At 44.3% G+C, this 14,318-nt stretch carries 16 protein-coding genes and 3 pseudogenes; 14 read left to right on the top strand and 5 right to left on the bottom strand.

The window, feature by feature from the left end:
- Positions 1 to 388: 388 nt before the first annotated feature.
- Positions 389 to 1,743 (bottom strand): annotated as a pseudogene (locus C6P39_RS27275) (transposase).
- Between the two features lie 173 nt (positions 1,744 to 1,916).
- On the opposite strand from C6P39_RS27275, the gene C6P39_RS27270 reads away from it, so the two are divergent.
- The 8 genes and pseudogenes from C6P39_RS27270 (at position 1,917) to C6P39_RS27235 (ending at position 5,796) form a co-directional block, all read left to right on the top strand.
- Positions 1,917 to 2,231, top strand: coding sequence for a hypothetical protein (locus C6P39_RS27270; RefSeq protein WP_104805813.1), 315 nt, complete (start codon positions 1,917 to 1,919; stop codon positions 2,229 to 2,231).
- Positions 2,232 to 2,245: 14 nt separating this feature from the next.
- Complete coding sequence (locus C6P39_RS27265; RefSeq protein WP_104805812.1) at positions 2,246 to 2,473, top strand: holin; 228 nt, start codon at positions 2,246 to 2,248, stop codon at positions 2,471 to 2,473.
- A gap of 49 nt (positions 2,474 to 2,522) precedes the next feature.
- Positions 2,523 to 2,810, top strand: a complete 288-nt coding sequence (locus C6P39_RS27260; RefSeq protein ID WP_104805811.1) for a DUF4406 domain-containing protein — start codon at positions 2,523 to 2,525, stop codon at positions 2,808 to 2,810.
- 48 nt (positions 2,811 to 2,858) lie between these two features.
- Positions 2,859 to 3,320: pseudogene (locus C6P39_RS27255) on the top strand (glucosaminidase domain-containing protein); the annotation flags it as partial.
- A gap of 50 nt (positions 3,321 to 3,370) precedes the next feature.
- Complete coding sequence (locus tag C6P39_RS27250) at positions 3,371 to 4,402, top strand: N-acetylmuramoyl-L-alanine amidase (RefSeq protein WP_158661704.1); 1,032 nt, start codon at positions 3,371 to 3,373, stop codon at positions 4,400 to 4,402.
- Between the two features lie 220 nt (positions 4,403 to 4,622).
- A complete protein-coding gene (locus C6P39_RS27245; protein ID WP_104805809.1) occupies positions 4,623 to 4,880 on the top strand; it encodes a type II toxin-antitoxin system HicA family toxin in 258 nt (85 codons plus the stop codon).
- Between the two features lie 2 nt (positions 4,881 to 4,882).
- Positions 4,883 to 5,371, top strand: coding sequence for a type II toxin-antitoxin system HicB family antitoxin (locus tag C6P39_RS27240; RefSeq protein ID WP_104805808.1), 489 nt, complete (start codon positions 4,883 to 4,885; stop codon positions 5,369 to 5,371).
- Entirely contained in the window at positions 5,371 to 5,796 is a 426-nt protein-coding gene (locus C6P39_RS27235; protein WP_104805807.1) for a hypothetical protein, read from the top strand. The genes C6P39_RS27240 and C6P39_RS27235 overlap by 1 nt, the downstream gene beginning before the upstream one ends.
- Before the next feature lie 513 nt (positions 5,797 to 6,309).
- Here the strand turns inward: C6P39_RS27235 and C6P39_RS28625 are convergent.
- From C6P39_RS28625 to C6P39_RS28095, 3 genes and pseudogenes are all read right to left on the bottom strand, one after another.
- A pseudogene (locus tag C6P39_RS28625) lies at positions 6,310 to 6,408 on the bottom strand (manganese catalase family protein); the annotation flags it as partial.
- 18 nt (positions 6,409 to 6,426) lie between these two features.
- Positions 6,427 to 6,687, bottom strand: a complete 261-nt coding sequence (locus tag C6P39_RS27225; protein ID WP_104805806.1) for a spore coat protein CotJB — start codon at positions 6,685 to 6,687, stop codon at positions 6,427 to 6,429.
- Complete coding sequence (locus C6P39_RS28095; protein ID WP_242987161.1) at positions 6,684 to 6,971, bottom strand: spore coat associated protein CotJA; 288 nt, start codon at positions 6,969 to 6,971, stop codon at positions 6,684 to 6,686. The genes C6P39_RS27225 and C6P39_RS28095 overlap by 4 nt, the downstream gene beginning before the upstream one ends.
- Positions 6,972 to 7,185: 214 nt before the next feature.
- On the opposite strand from C6P39_RS28095, the gene C6P39_RS27215 reads away from it, so the two are divergent.
- Both C6P39_RS27215 and C6P39_RS27210 read left to right on the top strand, forming a co-directional pair.
- The gene (locus C6P39_RS27215; RefSeq protein ID WP_104806055.1) at positions 7,186 to 8,487 is read left to right on the top strand and encodes a phenylacetate--CoA ligase family protein; all 1,302 of its coding nucleotides are present in this window, start codon (positions 7,186 to 7,188) and stop codon (positions 8,485 to 8,487) included.
- Positions 8,488 to 8,504: 17 nt separating this feature from the next.
- Complete coding sequence (locus C6P39_RS27210; protein WP_018596575.1) at positions 8,505 to 8,942, top strand: ACT domain-containing protein; 438 nt, start codon at positions 8,505 to 8,507, stop codon at positions 8,940 to 8,942.
- A gap of 96 nt (positions 8,943 to 9,038) precedes the next feature.
- Here C6P39_RS27210 and C6P39_RS27205 read toward each other — a convergent pair whose 3' ends face one another.
- On the bottom strand, positions 9,039 to 9,563 hold the full coding sequence (locus tag C6P39_RS27205) for a hypothetical protein (protein ID WP_095172414.1): 525 nt from the start codon (positions 9,561 to 9,563) through the stop codon (positions 9,039 to 9,041).
- Positions 9,564 to 9,758: 195 nt separating this feature from the next.
- Here C6P39_RS27205 and C6P39_RS27200 point away from each other — a divergent pair, with 195 nt between their 5' ends.
- The 4 genes from C6P39_RS27200 (at position 9,759) to fabD (ending at position 14,316) form a co-directional block, all read left to right on the top strand.
- Positions 9,759 to 11,579, top strand: coding sequence for a glycerophosphodiester phosphodiesterase (locus tag C6P39_RS27200; protein ID WP_104805805.1), 1,821 nt, complete (start codon positions 9,759 to 9,761; stop codon positions 11,577 to 11,579).
- Positions 11,580 to 11,646: 67 nt separating this feature from the next.
- Positions 11,647 to 12,861 carry an FtsW/RodA/SpoVE family cell cycle protein gene (locus C6P39_RS27195; RefSeq protein WP_242987160.1) on the top strand — a complete coding sequence of 405 codons (1,215 nt, stop codon included), beginning with the start codon at positions 11,647 to 11,649 and terminating at the stop codon, positions 12,859 to 12,861.
- A 153-nt stretch (positions 12,862 to 13,014) separates the two neighbouring features.
- The gene (gene acpP / locus C6P39_RS27190; RefSeq protein ID WP_065541130.1) at positions 13,015 to 13,248 is read left to right on the top strand and encodes an acyl carrier protein; all 234 of its coding nucleotides are present in this window, start codon (positions 13,015 to 13,017) and stop codon (positions 13,246 to 13,248) included.
- Between the two features lie 126 nt (positions 13,249 to 13,374).
- Positions 13,375 to 14,316: an ACP S-malonyltransferase gene (gene fabD / locus C6P39_RS27185; RefSeq protein WP_104805804.1), complete on the top strand. Its 942-nt coding sequence runs from the start codon at positions 13,375 to 13,377 to the stop codon at positions 14,314 to 14,316.
- The last annotated feature ends 2 nt before the right edge of the window (positions 14,317 to 14,318 follow it).

Below are 14,318 nucleotides of genomic sequence, written 5' to 3'. Positions count from 1 at the left end.
AAAGCGGAGTTTTGTACGCCAATTATGAATTATCGACATAGCATATCGGAAAAGTTGTGGTGTGACGATGATTTAACCCCCAAAAGAGGTGAGGAATATGGGAATCAGGGCAAGACCGTGAGAGCGGTCTTTTAATTATGCTAGGTAATTGCGAAACAAGTTCGCAATCTTAATTCAAACCAAGGAAGAATTGCTGCTGCACGTCAATTTTGGGTATGAAAAGAGACTTCTTTAAAGTTAGGCATGACAAAAAAGCTTCCTATCCACTACGAAGCAAAAAGTTTTATGAAATCCCGATGTTAAGTAATTAGAGGTTTTAGGCTTCGGATGTATTGGTGCTGATGAATTTTATCAGCGACCATTACTGTAACAAGTTGAGCGATGCCGGCTAGAAGCAAGTCAGCATGAAGCGTTTTTTCATTCTGAGTCTTGTGGCCAGCGATGCAAAAACTGTCTTTGAAGTGATTGATGGATTTTTCAACTATAAGTGTCGACCCATTCTGTTGAGCCTCGTTCTTCACCAGGATAGGCACGAAGAAATTTTTCTGGATAAATGTATATCATTCGTCCGCAGGATGAGGTTGTGCAAGGATCATCACAGTTACATTTACGGAAGGTTTTTCCGGATCCTTTATCCCTCGCCCATTTCATTTTTGGACACACAAATTTTATAGTTAGAAGTTTGCTTTTTAAATGAGATTTACTTCCTTCCCTCTTCATTGGAAGAGAAGGGTCGTGGGGACAGCAGGGAATCCCATCTTCATTGATGGTATAGTCACTGCCTTCCATAGCCAGCTTTACCTTAAGTGGAATGAACGCCTTTTCAAATCCAATATCACCAAAAAGAGATTTGTAGATTTCAATGGTATCGAAGGCAGCGTCACCAAGGAAAACTTTGGGGTCAATAAGAGGATGTTTTTGGAAGAAGTCAATTAAAACAGGGAGTAATGCTTTGGAGTCCGCAAGGGACTTATCTTCATCTGGCGAATCAGATTTCTTTTCAACAACAATATCTGGATGAGCATTAAGAAAATCTTTGTTATAGAAAGTGATGTCGCGTACAATGCCAAGACCATTGGTTATAATGCCGAATTTATAGGCATAGCAGAAATGTCCGTTGATGTACATCTGCTGGATCGCCTGATTAGCAGCGGCATGTGTAGGCATAGAACCGTAAGCAGCTTTATAAGGATCGTAGCTCTTATCAAGGTTATTTGTCTTTGCAAAAGCTTTTAGCTGTTTGATGATTCGATTTGCATACTTAGGATTATTTTCAGTAACCCATGCTTCGATACAGGATGTATCAAAGATGGTCATAGAAGCAAGATGAGAATCTAGTTTTTGGCATATCGGTTCGGTGAGATCAACCATGTGGTCGAACATAGATTGTAAGTCCATCAGGAAATCCTGTTTGAAGCGGGTGAATTTTGAGGCATCAGGGACAACATCAAAACCACAGAAATCACGCAGTTCCTGAGAATACTTGAGAAAAATGATCAGAAGAGTGTCAGTCGGGATTGAGAAAACACGCTGCAAAAGAAGGGCCTTAAGCATTGGATAAAGGTGATACCTGCGAGGTCTTCCAGTGGAAGCGTGAAAATGAGAAATAAACGAAGAAGGAACAATCTCATCGAGATTAATGGTTTCATCAAGTAGAGCGAGGAACTGATATTTGTCATTATCAAATTTATTTTGGCAATTTACAAAAACTTCTGCCAAAGTGAGCTGTTTATATGATATCATATATATGCATCTCCTTTATGGTGGCGGTTAAAATGGTTTCTAGGTAACTCTATTTTAACATAAACCATTGAGGAGATGTTTTGTTTTATGCAAGAAAAAACACCGCAATTATGCGGGTTTCGGCGTTTCGCAAACGCCTATTTAATTATGCAGAAAAAAGGAGGACTCTACATGTGACAGACGAGGAAATTGCTGTAAAACTGGCCGAATATGGCAAAGAAATTGGTTCCCTTAAGCACAGGGCCACTGACCTGGAGGAGCAGAATAAAACTATTCAGGAGCTTGCAGTATCCGTCCGGGAGCTTGCCATAAACATGCGCAGCATGATGGAGGAGCAAAAAGATCAGGGGAGTCGCCTGGATACGCTGGAAAGGGAACCCGCAGAGAGATGGAACAGTGCCAAACGCACAGCATTTACAACAGTTGTGAGTGTTGTTGCAGGTGCATTGGCAACAGGACTACTTATTATAGTAGGCCAATATTTATAGAAGGAGTGAAGATCATGTTTAAAAACAATGTATTTAGAGTATCGATAGATACTGTAAAATGGGCAAAAAAGGCAGGCGTAAGGGCAGTAAGGACTATGGCACAGACGGCAGTGGGTGTTATTGGAACAAGTGCTGTGATCGCGTCCGTAGACTGGAAGATGGTTGTGTCATCTGCAGTTGTAGCGGGAGTGGTGAGCATTCTGACCAGCGTAGCAGGTATTCCAGAGGTAGAGAGCGAGTGATTGCTCTCTTCAATTTGCGCCGGCGCAACAGTCGGAGAAAGACACAACTATGAAAATATTTATATCTCAGCCCATGCGTGGGCGAAGTGACGAAGAAATCCAGACAGAAAGAGAGAAAATGATGATCGCCGTAAAAACACGGTATGGAGATGTAGAAGAACTGGATACATTTTTTGACAACCCTGAATGGGGGCCTTTAATGTACCTTTCGAAGAGCATTGAGGCATTGGACAAAGCGGATGCAGCTGTATTCGCTCCTGGATGGGAAAACGCACGGGGATGCAAGATAGAGCATCAGTGCTGCGTTGATTATGGCGTGCCTGTTTTATCAGATTGATTTGCGCCGGCGCAACGCCGGGGAAGGGAGAGATTTATGGGTGTTTTGATAATGGGGAGGGCTACTGCATCGGTAGATCAGATGCGGGAGTACCTCAAAAGTGTGAACCCCTCCGCGGCATAGTCGGTACTGGACATGATGCCCCTGTATTTGTCAGAAGGGGAAGCAGAGGGTGTCAAAGGAGATATCGCCTTTGCACAGTCCTGCCTGGAAACTGGGAATTTTAAGTTCACCGGCTCTGCGGTGACGCTGGACCAGAACAATTTCTGCGGTATGGGCGTGACCAAAAAGGGAGAGAAGGGTAACAGCTTCGCCAGTCCGCAATTGGGTATCCGCGCGCAGGTCCAGCATTTAAAAGCGTATGCCTGTAACCAGCCGCTGAAGCAGACATGTGTAGATCCTCGTTTCCACTATGTGAAGCGGGGCATGGCAGAGTATGTGGAGTGGTTAGGCATACAGGAGAATCCGAATCATACTGGATGGGCTGCGGGTAAAGGGTATGGAGAAAGATACTGAAAATACATCAGGGTATTTTGAATGTGGAAAGTGAGGAAAAAGGAATGAGAATCAATGTACATGCAGGGCATAACTTTAAGGTTCCGGGAGCTTCGGGCGTATTTTCAGAGATAGCAGAGGACCGGAAGGTAAAAGATTTGGTGATCAGTAAGCTACGTGCGGCGGGGCATACCGTCTATGACTGTACAGATGAGAATTCCGGCACAGTGAACGGGAACTTAGCCGCAATCGTGGCAAAATGCAATGTTCACGCCGTGGATCTGGATGTGTCCATCCATTTCAACTGCTATAATGGATCGGCGCACGGAACAGAGGTATTTATCTACAATTGGGGCTCTGCGGCTGAATCCTATGCCCAGAGGATCGTAGACCGGATTGGAGAGCTGGGGTATACAAAAAGAGGCGTAAAGACGAACCCCAGTCTTTATGTGCTGGGGCATACGTCAAGTCCGGCGCTCCTGGTGGAGTGCTGCTTTTGCGACAATGCAGGGGATGCCTCAAAGTATACAGCGGATAAAATGGCAAATGCCATTGTTGCCGGTATTACCGGTAACACTCTGTCTGGTAGCGCGCCTACAGGTAATGCGAAAGGATGGCTGTCTAAAGGAGATACGGGAGCAGAGGTGACCGTATGGCAGAAAACATTAAACACATTCGGCAGCAATGTAAATACGGACGGAGACTTTGGCTCAGATACAGAGGCACAGACCATCCGGGTGCAGCGCCTTGTAGGCGTGAATCCTGATGGATGCGTCGGCGAGAAGACAAAATCCGCAGTATCTGTATACCTGAAAAAGAATAACTGGATACAGGTACGCGATGGCCGCTGGTGGTACCGTCATGCAGACGGCGGATATATTAAAAATGATTGGGAGAAGATCGGAGGCGTGTGGTTCCATTTTGATGGAAGCGGCTGGATGCAGATAGGCTGGCTGCAGGATAATGGGAAATGGTATTATCTCAAAGCCAACGGCGCTATGGCTGGGGATGAACTGGTGCGCACGGGTGGTAAGGTCTACTATGTGGACAAGTCTGGTAAGATGTGTTATACCGATAGTTCAGGTGCTCTTAAATAGTGACGCTGTGATTCGGCTCGACGTCGAGTTTGTGGCATAATAATAGCCTCAGCGATGAGTGTGTGGTTGCCAAAAGTTAGAGCTAAAATATAACGATTGGAGGTCGCTACATGATAAGCTGGATTTTTATTGTAAATAGTGTAATTTTATTGACAAGACAAATGAAAAGGTGTATTGTGTAACTATAAAACAGTTGCAAAAAGGGGTGGGGCCTCGGATAATGAGTAAGTTTAGCAAAGCAAAAGAAAGAATAAAATTGAAACCTAAAGATTATACTTATACGGAAGCGCGAACTTTACTGTCTCAACTAGGATTCGTAGAATGTCATAAAGGAAAAACGTCTGGCTCAAGAGTGAAATTTTATAGGGAGCAAGACCAAAAGGCTATTTTGCTACACAAACCGCATCCGGATGATCTTATGAAAAATGGAGCAGTGAAAGATTTAGTAGAGTTTCTACTTAATCTGGGAGAATTATAAAAATGAAAAATAATATATTAGAATATAAGGGATATCATACAAAAGTAGAATTCGATGCAGAGGAGCTGGTGCTCACGGGAAAGATAGAGGGTATCAATGACTTAGTAAATTTTGAATGTGAGAATATAAAAGATGTAGAAAAAGAATTCCATGAGGCAGTGGATGATTATCTGGAATTTTGTAAAGAAGTGGGGAAAGAACCAGACAAAGAATACAAAGGATCTTTTAATGTACGTATAAATCCAGAGTTGCATAAAAGATTGGCAGTTGTGGCAATGAAAAATGATACTACGTTAAATGCTTCTGTAGAAAAAGCTATTCAAGAGTATGTTTCAGAGGAACATAATGCAGAAAAAAACACACAAAATACGGTTATAATATTAGCAGAAGGATTAAAAACGGAATCGACATATCAATATGTAAAAAAAATGGGGCTTGCTCCGTCTTATGACAATGTAAGAATGAAATATAGTGAGGAGATGATAAGTTAATGATTCATAATTTAGAAGATTATTTTGAAACGGAACAAGAATTCTATTTGGAAAAAGTATTTTATAATAGGATTGATAGAAGGGAAGAAACAGGAGAATATATATTAAATTGTATTGATAATATTGAAACGGGAGTCAACCAAGACATTGTTAAACTGATTGTAAAACGAGCTTTGAAATTTGAACCAGAGGAAGTCTTTGATCTTTCGGTATCGTTTGGCGCAATCCTTAGATTCGATAAAGAAAAAAAGGGAGATTATAATTGGGAAGAAATTAATCTTGCAGATGAATTTCGAGAACACGGTCAATTTGTGTTAGGAAATTTAATGAATAGAATATCATTATTAATTGCAGAAATTACTTCTTCATTTGGTCAAGCGCCAATTATAACACCACCCCAAATTGCGCCTAAAAGTAATGAATAGTAAAATAGCCGGCACCATTACAGTGCCGGCTATTCGTCAACATATCTCCAAATTCAATTCTATGGACATATAATTAGTATATCTAGTTTATGCGGGCCATAAAAGCCTGTAGACAATTTTGACGAATTGCAACCCCTTGATAACCTCTATGTGCCCATTCGCTAAGATGTGTTATACCGACAGTTTTGGTGTATTTCTGGTGATCTTTGCTTTTGTTTTCATGATAAAAACCTCCTTTCTTTATGCGGTTGCGAAGAAATAATTCTCTGGTCAGTTTTATTATCTCGCAATCCCACGTAAAGTGGGAGGTTTTTTTTAATTTATTTTTTACTCGTCAAGGCTGTATGGCTACCATAGAAATTATATTAGACGTCGTGCAAATCATTGTCAGCACAGGAATTATTGTAGTGTTACTCAAAGACCGGAAATGCAAATAGGAATCACCGGACCGGCGCCCGGTTATGCGCCGGATTTACTCGATCTTACTATGAATTTTTATTATAGGTTATTACACTCCGGTCCACCATACTGACTCATAATATACAAAGCAGCCTTGGCATTCGGAGTCTTAATATTAATCGGATACTGTAATCTCTTCTCATAATTCCACATATTCTAGCAAACTCCTTTCTATTCCCAAGGCCACGGCTGCATCACCCAATCCCAGGAGTTGCTGCAGTCATCATCAGCAGTTACAATGGTAAGCGGGCCATAGTACATGGCATATTCTTTCAGTGCTTCTTCGCGGATGCGGATTTTATCGCACATAAATTCCATGGCGGACTTGTCATCCGGATGGGTGTCAAGATAGAGGTTCATATCGTTGACAGCAAAGCTGACTTCATTGATCAGCTGCATTAACTGCGCTTTACTGCGTCTGCATTCTTTCATCGACAGCCACCTCTCTTTCCGCAGAATGGCTTGCACAGTTCAGGGAAGATGGTTCCCATCTGCAGGCCTTTGCAAAGTTCAAATGTTTTTTTGTATTTCTGCATAGGTACATATGCCATGGTAAGCGGCAGCTTATCGGCATGTTCATAGATTGAAGTGTTGTCTACCATATCGCAGTTACAGCCGCAGGGTGTACGGCGGCCGCAGTTGTCCCGGGCCGGCATTTCCCTGTTCGGCGGATAATACGGACGGACGCCCTGATAATTCATTCGACATTTTTCCATATCTGGTTATCCTTTTTATTTACTTATACAGTAATATCTTATGAAAGAAAGCATAAAATGTTAAATATTCTTTACGCTGAAGCGCTAAAATGGTATAATAACAAAAACGAGCCGCTGCGGGACAGGTTTCGGCGGCAGGCGTGTCAGGACCGAAACAAAATATGGTCCGGGATGTTGTTTTTATAGTAAAATGGATGGAAAGGAATTTACAGTAATGGAGAATTATTATCAGCCGGAAGTCGAATGTGCCTCAAGAGAGCAGATTCGGGAGTGGCAGGACGAGCGCCTGGCAAAACAGGTAAAGCATGTATATGACAACGTGCCCTATTACAGAGCGAAAATGGAAGAAAAAGGCATAGTGCCTGAGGATATCAAATCCGTGGATGACTTACATAAGCTTCCCTTCTTGACAAAAGAAGACCTGCGCGAGGCATATCCCTACGGACTGCTGGCAGTCCCTCTCTCTGATTGTGTGCGTATTCAGTCAACCAGCGGCACTACGGGCAGAAGAGTGGTGGCATTTTATACCCAGCATGATTTGAATCTGTGGGATGACTGCTGCGCCAGAGCGATCATGGCTGCAGGCGGTACAAAAGAGGATGTGGTACATGTATGTTATGGATATGGACTGTTTACAGGCGGTCCTGGTCTGAACGGCGGTTCCCACAAGGTAGGCTCTCTGACACTCCCTATGTCCTCCGGAAATACGGACAGGCAGATACAGTTTATGTGTGACCTTGGCTCCACTATCCTCTGCTGCACCCCTTCTTATGCGGCGTACCTGGCAGAGACCATCTGTGAGAGAGGCCTCAGGGACAAGATCAAGCTGAAAGCAGGTATCTTTGGAGCAGAGGCTTGGAGTGAGGAAATGCGCCGTGATGTGGAGGACAAGCTTGGAATCCGCGCGTATGATATCTATGGCCTCACAGAGATTTCCGGCCCTGGTGTATCTTTTGAGTGCAGCGCACAGGGTGGTATGCATATTAATGAAGACCATTTTATTGCTGAGATCATTGACCCGGCCACAGGTGAAGTGCTACCGGACGGAGAGAAGGGCGAACTGGTATTTACCAGCATTACAAAAGAAGCATTCCCCCTTCTCCGCTACAGGACCAGAGACATCTGCGTGCTGAACCGTGAAAAATGTTCCTGCGGCAGGACTCATGTGCGCATGTCCAAACCAATGGGCAGAAGTGATGATATGCTCATTGTCAAAGGCGTCAATGTATTCCCAAGCCAGATTGAAACCGTACTTCTCAACAAGGGTTATCCGGCTAACTACCAGATCATCGTGAGCCGCGAAAAGAATAGCGACAAGCTGGAAGTTCAGGTGGAGATGACACCGGAAATGTTCTCTGACTCCATCCGCGAGATCGAAGTGAGAGAGCGGGAGCTGATCGAGGCCCTGAAGTCCATGCTGGGCATCTATGCCGTTGTGAAACTGGTTGCGCCCAAGACCATTGCCAGAAGCGAAGGAAAAGCAAAACGTGTGATTGATAACCGCAATCTTTACTAGAAAAAGGGGGGATTTTTATGACAGTAAAACAGATTTCCGTATTTGTGGAAAATAAACCGGGTATGCTGGCAGAGCTGGCGAACGCTCTGAATGAAAATAAGATCAATATGAGGGCCTTGTCTTTGGCTGAGACCAAGGATTTCGGAATCATCCGCCTGATCTTGGATGATCCCTTTAACGCAGTCAGAGTTTTAAAAGACTGCGGATACATCTGTTCCATCACAAAGGTATTGGCCATAGCCATTTCCAACAAACCGGGAAGCCTTGGAAAGGTGATGCAGATTCTGGGGGATAATCAGATCAATGTGGAATACACATATGCCTTCACCGCGGGCGTGAAAGATAAAGCATGTATGATCTTAAGAGTAGGTGACAATGAAAAAGCAATCGAAGCCCTGACAAAAAACGGTGTGAAACCACTCTGCCAGGATGACCTGGATGAACTGTACAAATAATTATATTTAGAAAAAAGATGCCGCTGGATCACTTAATGATATGCCCCTTGTCAAGAGGACAAGGGGCATATCAAACAGTAACCGGCGGCATCTTTATTAAACTTCCACAAGCATTCCCTGTACTTTGTCATACCTGCAGTATTTTCCGTTTTCGGATATAAATGGGAAATAGTCTCCTGTGCGGATATTTTTTATGTACACAATATTGGTGGCCTTCATATAGACAAAGGAAAATCTCTCATTGGGTGAGGAAATCCATTCAAAGAGATTCTGTTTGCCATCTTCGGCCAGTACCAACGAGTATCCGCCCTCACAGGCATCCAGATGGAAATAGCTCCTCTTTTGTTCACGTTCCTCTGCGAATACGTGATCATAGATATAGTCGGAAAATGTATTTTCCACAAATTTCCGAAAGCTTTTCAGATTTAAGACATCTCCGGAATCCTCCACAGTGATCCTGTCCCCACGCTCCAGACGTGCCCGGAAAACACTGAGGATCTCAACGGCCTGGTTTAGAAACGAAATACTGCTGTACTCCAGCGATTCCAATAAAGTATCGGTTACTTCCTGTGACAGGACCGAAGATTCCTTGGCCTGCGTATACAATTCATCTGGTGTCATAACGTTACCCTCCACTACATGTTTTTAACTACCTAAATTCATTATAATATAGAGGGGGAGAAAGTCAAGGTTTGCTTTGCAGCATAAATAATTATTTGTATACTTGTGTTTCGGGTATAATATTTGTTAAAATAGAAGAAACGGCCAGCGCGGCATCTGTGGGCTGACAGAATCATAGGCGGGAAGTGACAGGGCATGAAGCAGATTTTCAGAAGTATGTTAAGAGCAGTAAAAAAGAATATGGTAAGTCTTATACTTTTTGAGACAGGTTACAGGACGGCATCCTTTCTGCTGGTGATGCACGCTGTCTCCGCTGCAGTCAATTACTCACTGAAAGCACAGAACTTCAGTTACCTCACAGCGGAAAACTATCTGAAATTTCTGGCAAGTCCTCTGTCCATTGTGCTGCTGCTGGGGATTCTGGTGCTTATCCTTTTATTGTTTTTGATAGAGATCTCTGCCCTCCTGTCCTGTTTCCGCCACTCTTATCAGGGCAGGAAGATTTATATCAGTGATATGCTCATTGAAGGTGTGAAGCGTTCCTGGGATTTTCTGAAAAACAGTCATGTTTCCTGGTTTTTATGTATCATTCTGGCGGCTCCCTTTTTGTCCATGTATTTTCTCATTCGGGAAATTTCATATATCAGAGTTCTGGAATTTACGGCCAGACAGATCTATAAAGTGATAAGGCCGCACTGGATCTTGTATGGCCTTTTGGGGATCATACTGTTGGTCTCCTTCTTATTTATCTTTTCCCTGCCCTACTGTCTTTTAGAGGAGCAGAAGAGTATTAAGGGAATGAAGGATGGTCTCAGGCTGCTGAAAAAGCAGTGGAAAAAAACGCTTGGCGGATTTGTCCTGCTTCATATAGGAATGCTGGTATTTATCGCCGTGGTCTACGTTCTGGTGCTGGCAGGTATGACCGGGGCTGCCATGCTTACAAAATCCGGTTCCTCGGTAGTCAGTACAGTGCTCATATACAGCAGCTGGATCGACATGGGCCTTGGGATCTTTGCCGGTGCGGTGCAGCTGATCTGCAGCCTGGCATTTGTGTACGTGATATATGCCAGATTCCACGTACAGCCCCAGACGGAGGCTGCCATGGAGGCGATCATCCGAAACCATATCTGGTTTTCAAAAGTGGGCAGGCGTAAGATCGCTGCGGCACTTACCTTGATACTGCTTATGGGAGAGGGGGCTTATCTTGTGGTTTTGGCTTCCTCCCATGACAGTGTGGTGAGCAGCCAGCTGACTACCATGGGAGTTACGGCCCACCGGGGCGGGGCTTTGATGGCACCCGAGAACACGATAAGCTCTCTGGGCTATACCATTGACAGCGGCGCGGATTTTGCAGAGATAGATGTGCAGGAGACAAAAGAGGGGGAGCTGGTGCTGCTTCATGACAACTCTTTGAAGCGGACTGCAGGTGTCAACAAAAATGTGTGGGAAATGGAATACGCGGAGATTGAAAAACTGGATGCCGGTTCCAGTTTCCATAAAAAGTTCAGAGGTGAAAAAATCCCCACTCTGGATGAGGTTTTAAAATTTTGTAAAGGAAGACTGGACTTAAATATAGAGATTAAGTATAATGGTAAAAATAAGGGCATTGTAAAAAAGGTGGTCAGGGTCATCGAACAGAATGGATTTGAAGACCACTGTGTCATAACTTCCATGAATTATGGTTTTCTGCAGCAGGTGAAAAAGGCAAACCCCAATATCAGAACCGGCTACATCATGACCATGACATACGGAAGTGTCTCACGGATCACAGCAGCGGATTTTTTCAGCGTAAAGTACACCTACATTGACGAAGCCTTTGTCAGAGAAGCACATTCCCTGGGTAAAGAAGTCCATGCTTGGACAGTCAATTACCGTGGTGACATCAAGCGCATGATGGATGTGGGAGTGGATAATATCATCACAGATAATCCGGTCCTGGTGCGAAAGGTCATGAACCGGGAAAGTGAGACGGAGACAGGTTTTTGGGAGCTTATGAAATATGCCCTGAGGATATAAGACAGCATAAAATGCAAGGCGTCATTTTAAGAAGGCACGACAGATGTGAGTAAAGTGGAGGAAACAGATGGCATTAAATGTGGCTAAAAAAGCCGGAACAGCAAAAAAGAGAAAAAGAGGCCAGCCCATAGGCAGATTTGCGAACAGAGTCCGCTACTATGATTTTAATCTGGTGGCAGTGGTTATTCTTCTCACCTGCTTTGGCCTGGTAATGCTTTACAGTACCAGTTCTTATCTGGCACAGGTAAAGAGGGGCAGTGATATGGCTTATTTTGGGAAACAGGCAGTGATCAGTGCGGTCAGTATTGGCGTTGCGCTGTGGCTTTCAAGATTTGATTATCATGTGCTGTTTCACCTGTCACCCATTATCTACATGGTATCCATGTTCCTGATGTGTCTGGTTCCCACACCGCTTGGTGTTACAGTCAACGGTGCAAAGCGTTGGCTGAAATTCGGTCCATCCTGGACACAGTTCCAGCCCTCTGAGATTGCCAAGATAGCTGTGATCACGTTCATTCCCTGTCTGATCATCAAGATAGGGCGGAAGATAAAGCAGTGGCAGTCCATGGTCCTGCTATTGGCGGTTGGCGGTGTGCTTGCACTCGGAGCTTTCCTCTTGACAGATAACCTGAGTACAGGTATTATAATCGGAGCCATCACTGTACTTCTGATATTTATGGCACATCCAAAGATGAAGCCGTTTCTGATCAGCGGAGCCATATTGGGTAGTGTAATTGTGGCTGTGATCATTATCCTGCATATGACACTGGGAAGCGGTGTGGGCAACATTGAGGATTTCCGTCTCCGCCGTATCATGGTGTGGCTGCAGCCTGAGCAATATTCTAAGGATGGCGGCTATCAGATCATGCAGGCCCTGTATGCCATCGGCTCCGGGGGATTTTTCGGGAAAGGGCTTGGCAACAGTGTGCAGAAGCTGGGACCGGTTCCGGAAGCACAGAATGATATGATCTTCTCTATCATCTGTGAAGAGCTTGGGGTGTTTGGCGGGATGATCGTCCTGGCACTGTTTGGCTATCTTTTGTACCGGCTGTTTTTCATTGCACAGAATGCGCCGGACTTGTACGGTTCCATGATCGTGAGCGGGATATTTTTCCACATTGCCCTTCAGGTCATCCTGAATATCTGCGTGGTCATCAACCTGATTCCAACTACCGGAATCACACTGCCTTTTGTCAGTTACGGAGGTACATCTATTCTCTTTCTTATGATAGAAATGGGGATTGCCCTAAGTGTATCAAAACAGATAAAATTTGAAACATAGAAGTAACTGTACAGTTACCCTTAGAAAAGGGTTGACAAATGGTGGTAAAGAAGATATACTTTGGTCATCAAAGTATTTCAAAAAATCAAATCAGAAAAACAAATTCACAAGATGGATTTGAATAAGATGTATTTTAAAGGAGAATAAGAAATCATGTTAGAAAAAATGAGAGAAATCATTGCAGAGCAGTTAAATTGTGAAGAAAGCGAAATCAATCCGGAAACAAATTTCAAGGATGATTTAGGAGCAGATTCTCTGGATTTATTCGAACTGGTTATGGCACTTGAGGATGAGTATTCCGTAGAAATTCCTGCTGAGGAATTACAGGAACTGACAACTGTGGGCGCTGTTATGGAGTATCTGAAAAATAAGGGCGTTGAAGAATAAATGTAACTGTATAGTGCAGATGGATGGAATCTGCCGCGGCGGTCTGTACTGCCATGGCAGGTTCTATTTTTAAAAATAATTACTTTGAAATACAAAATATTCTACAGCCAAAGGAGTTTGAGCCATATGAGTAAAACAGCATTTATATTTCCGGGCCAGGGAGCACAGTATGTGGGAATGGGCCAGGACTTTTACGATAAAATGCCTGTCTGCAGACAGGTGATAGAGAAAGCAAGCCAGGTTTCCGGCCTGGATCTCCCCAAGATTTGCTTTACGGAGAATGAGGAGATTCATATTACAGAGTACACACAGATTGCTATGCTGAGCGTGGAAGCTGCCATATTAAAGGCACTGGAGCAGGAAGGCCTTATGCCTGATGTGAGCGCAGGCTTGAGCCTTGGCGAGTATGGAGCCTGTATCGCATCAGGAGTCCTCTCTTTGGAGGATGCCTTCTATGTGGTAAGGAAAAGGGGAATCTTCATGCAGGAGGCAGTGCCCGCAGGCGGCGCCATGTCCGCGGTTATGGGCACAGACGCAGAGGTCATCGAAAAAGCCTGCCGGGAGACGGAAGGAATCGTCTCCATAGCCAATTACAACTGTCCCGGACAGATTGTGATCACCGGGGAAGAAGGGGCAGTGGGAAAGGCTTCCGAAAAGCTGAAGGAGCTGGGAGCCAGAAGGATCGTTCCACTGAACGTGTCAGGGCCGTTTCATTCGGCCATGCTGGCAGGAGCCGGAGAAAAACTGGCAGAGATCCTTCAGAATGTTGCGGTTGGGGAGCCAAAGATACCCTACGCCACCAATGTGACGGCAGAGTATGTGACAAAAGCTTCCCAGGTAAAGGAGCTGCTGGTAAGGCAGGTGTCCTCCTCAGTGAAATGGCAGCAGTGCGTGGAGAAAATGATCGCGGACGGAGTGGATACTTTCGTGGAGATCGGACCTGGCAAGACCTTGAGCGGCTTCATGCGGAAAATCAGCAGGAATGTAAAAATGCTGAATATCCAGACCGTGGAGGATTTTGAAAAAGCAGTGGAAACGCTGAAAAACCAGACAGCAGATAGAGAATAGAG

The sequence above is a fragment of the Blautia marasmi genome (genome assembly GCF_900258535.1).
GTDB classification, from domain to species: Bacteria; Bacillota; Clostridia; order Lachnospirales; family Lachnospiraceae; genus Blautia; species Blautia hominis.
Note: the sequence above shows the minus strand (reverse complement) of the source record. Positions and strands in the feature narration are given on the sequence as shown.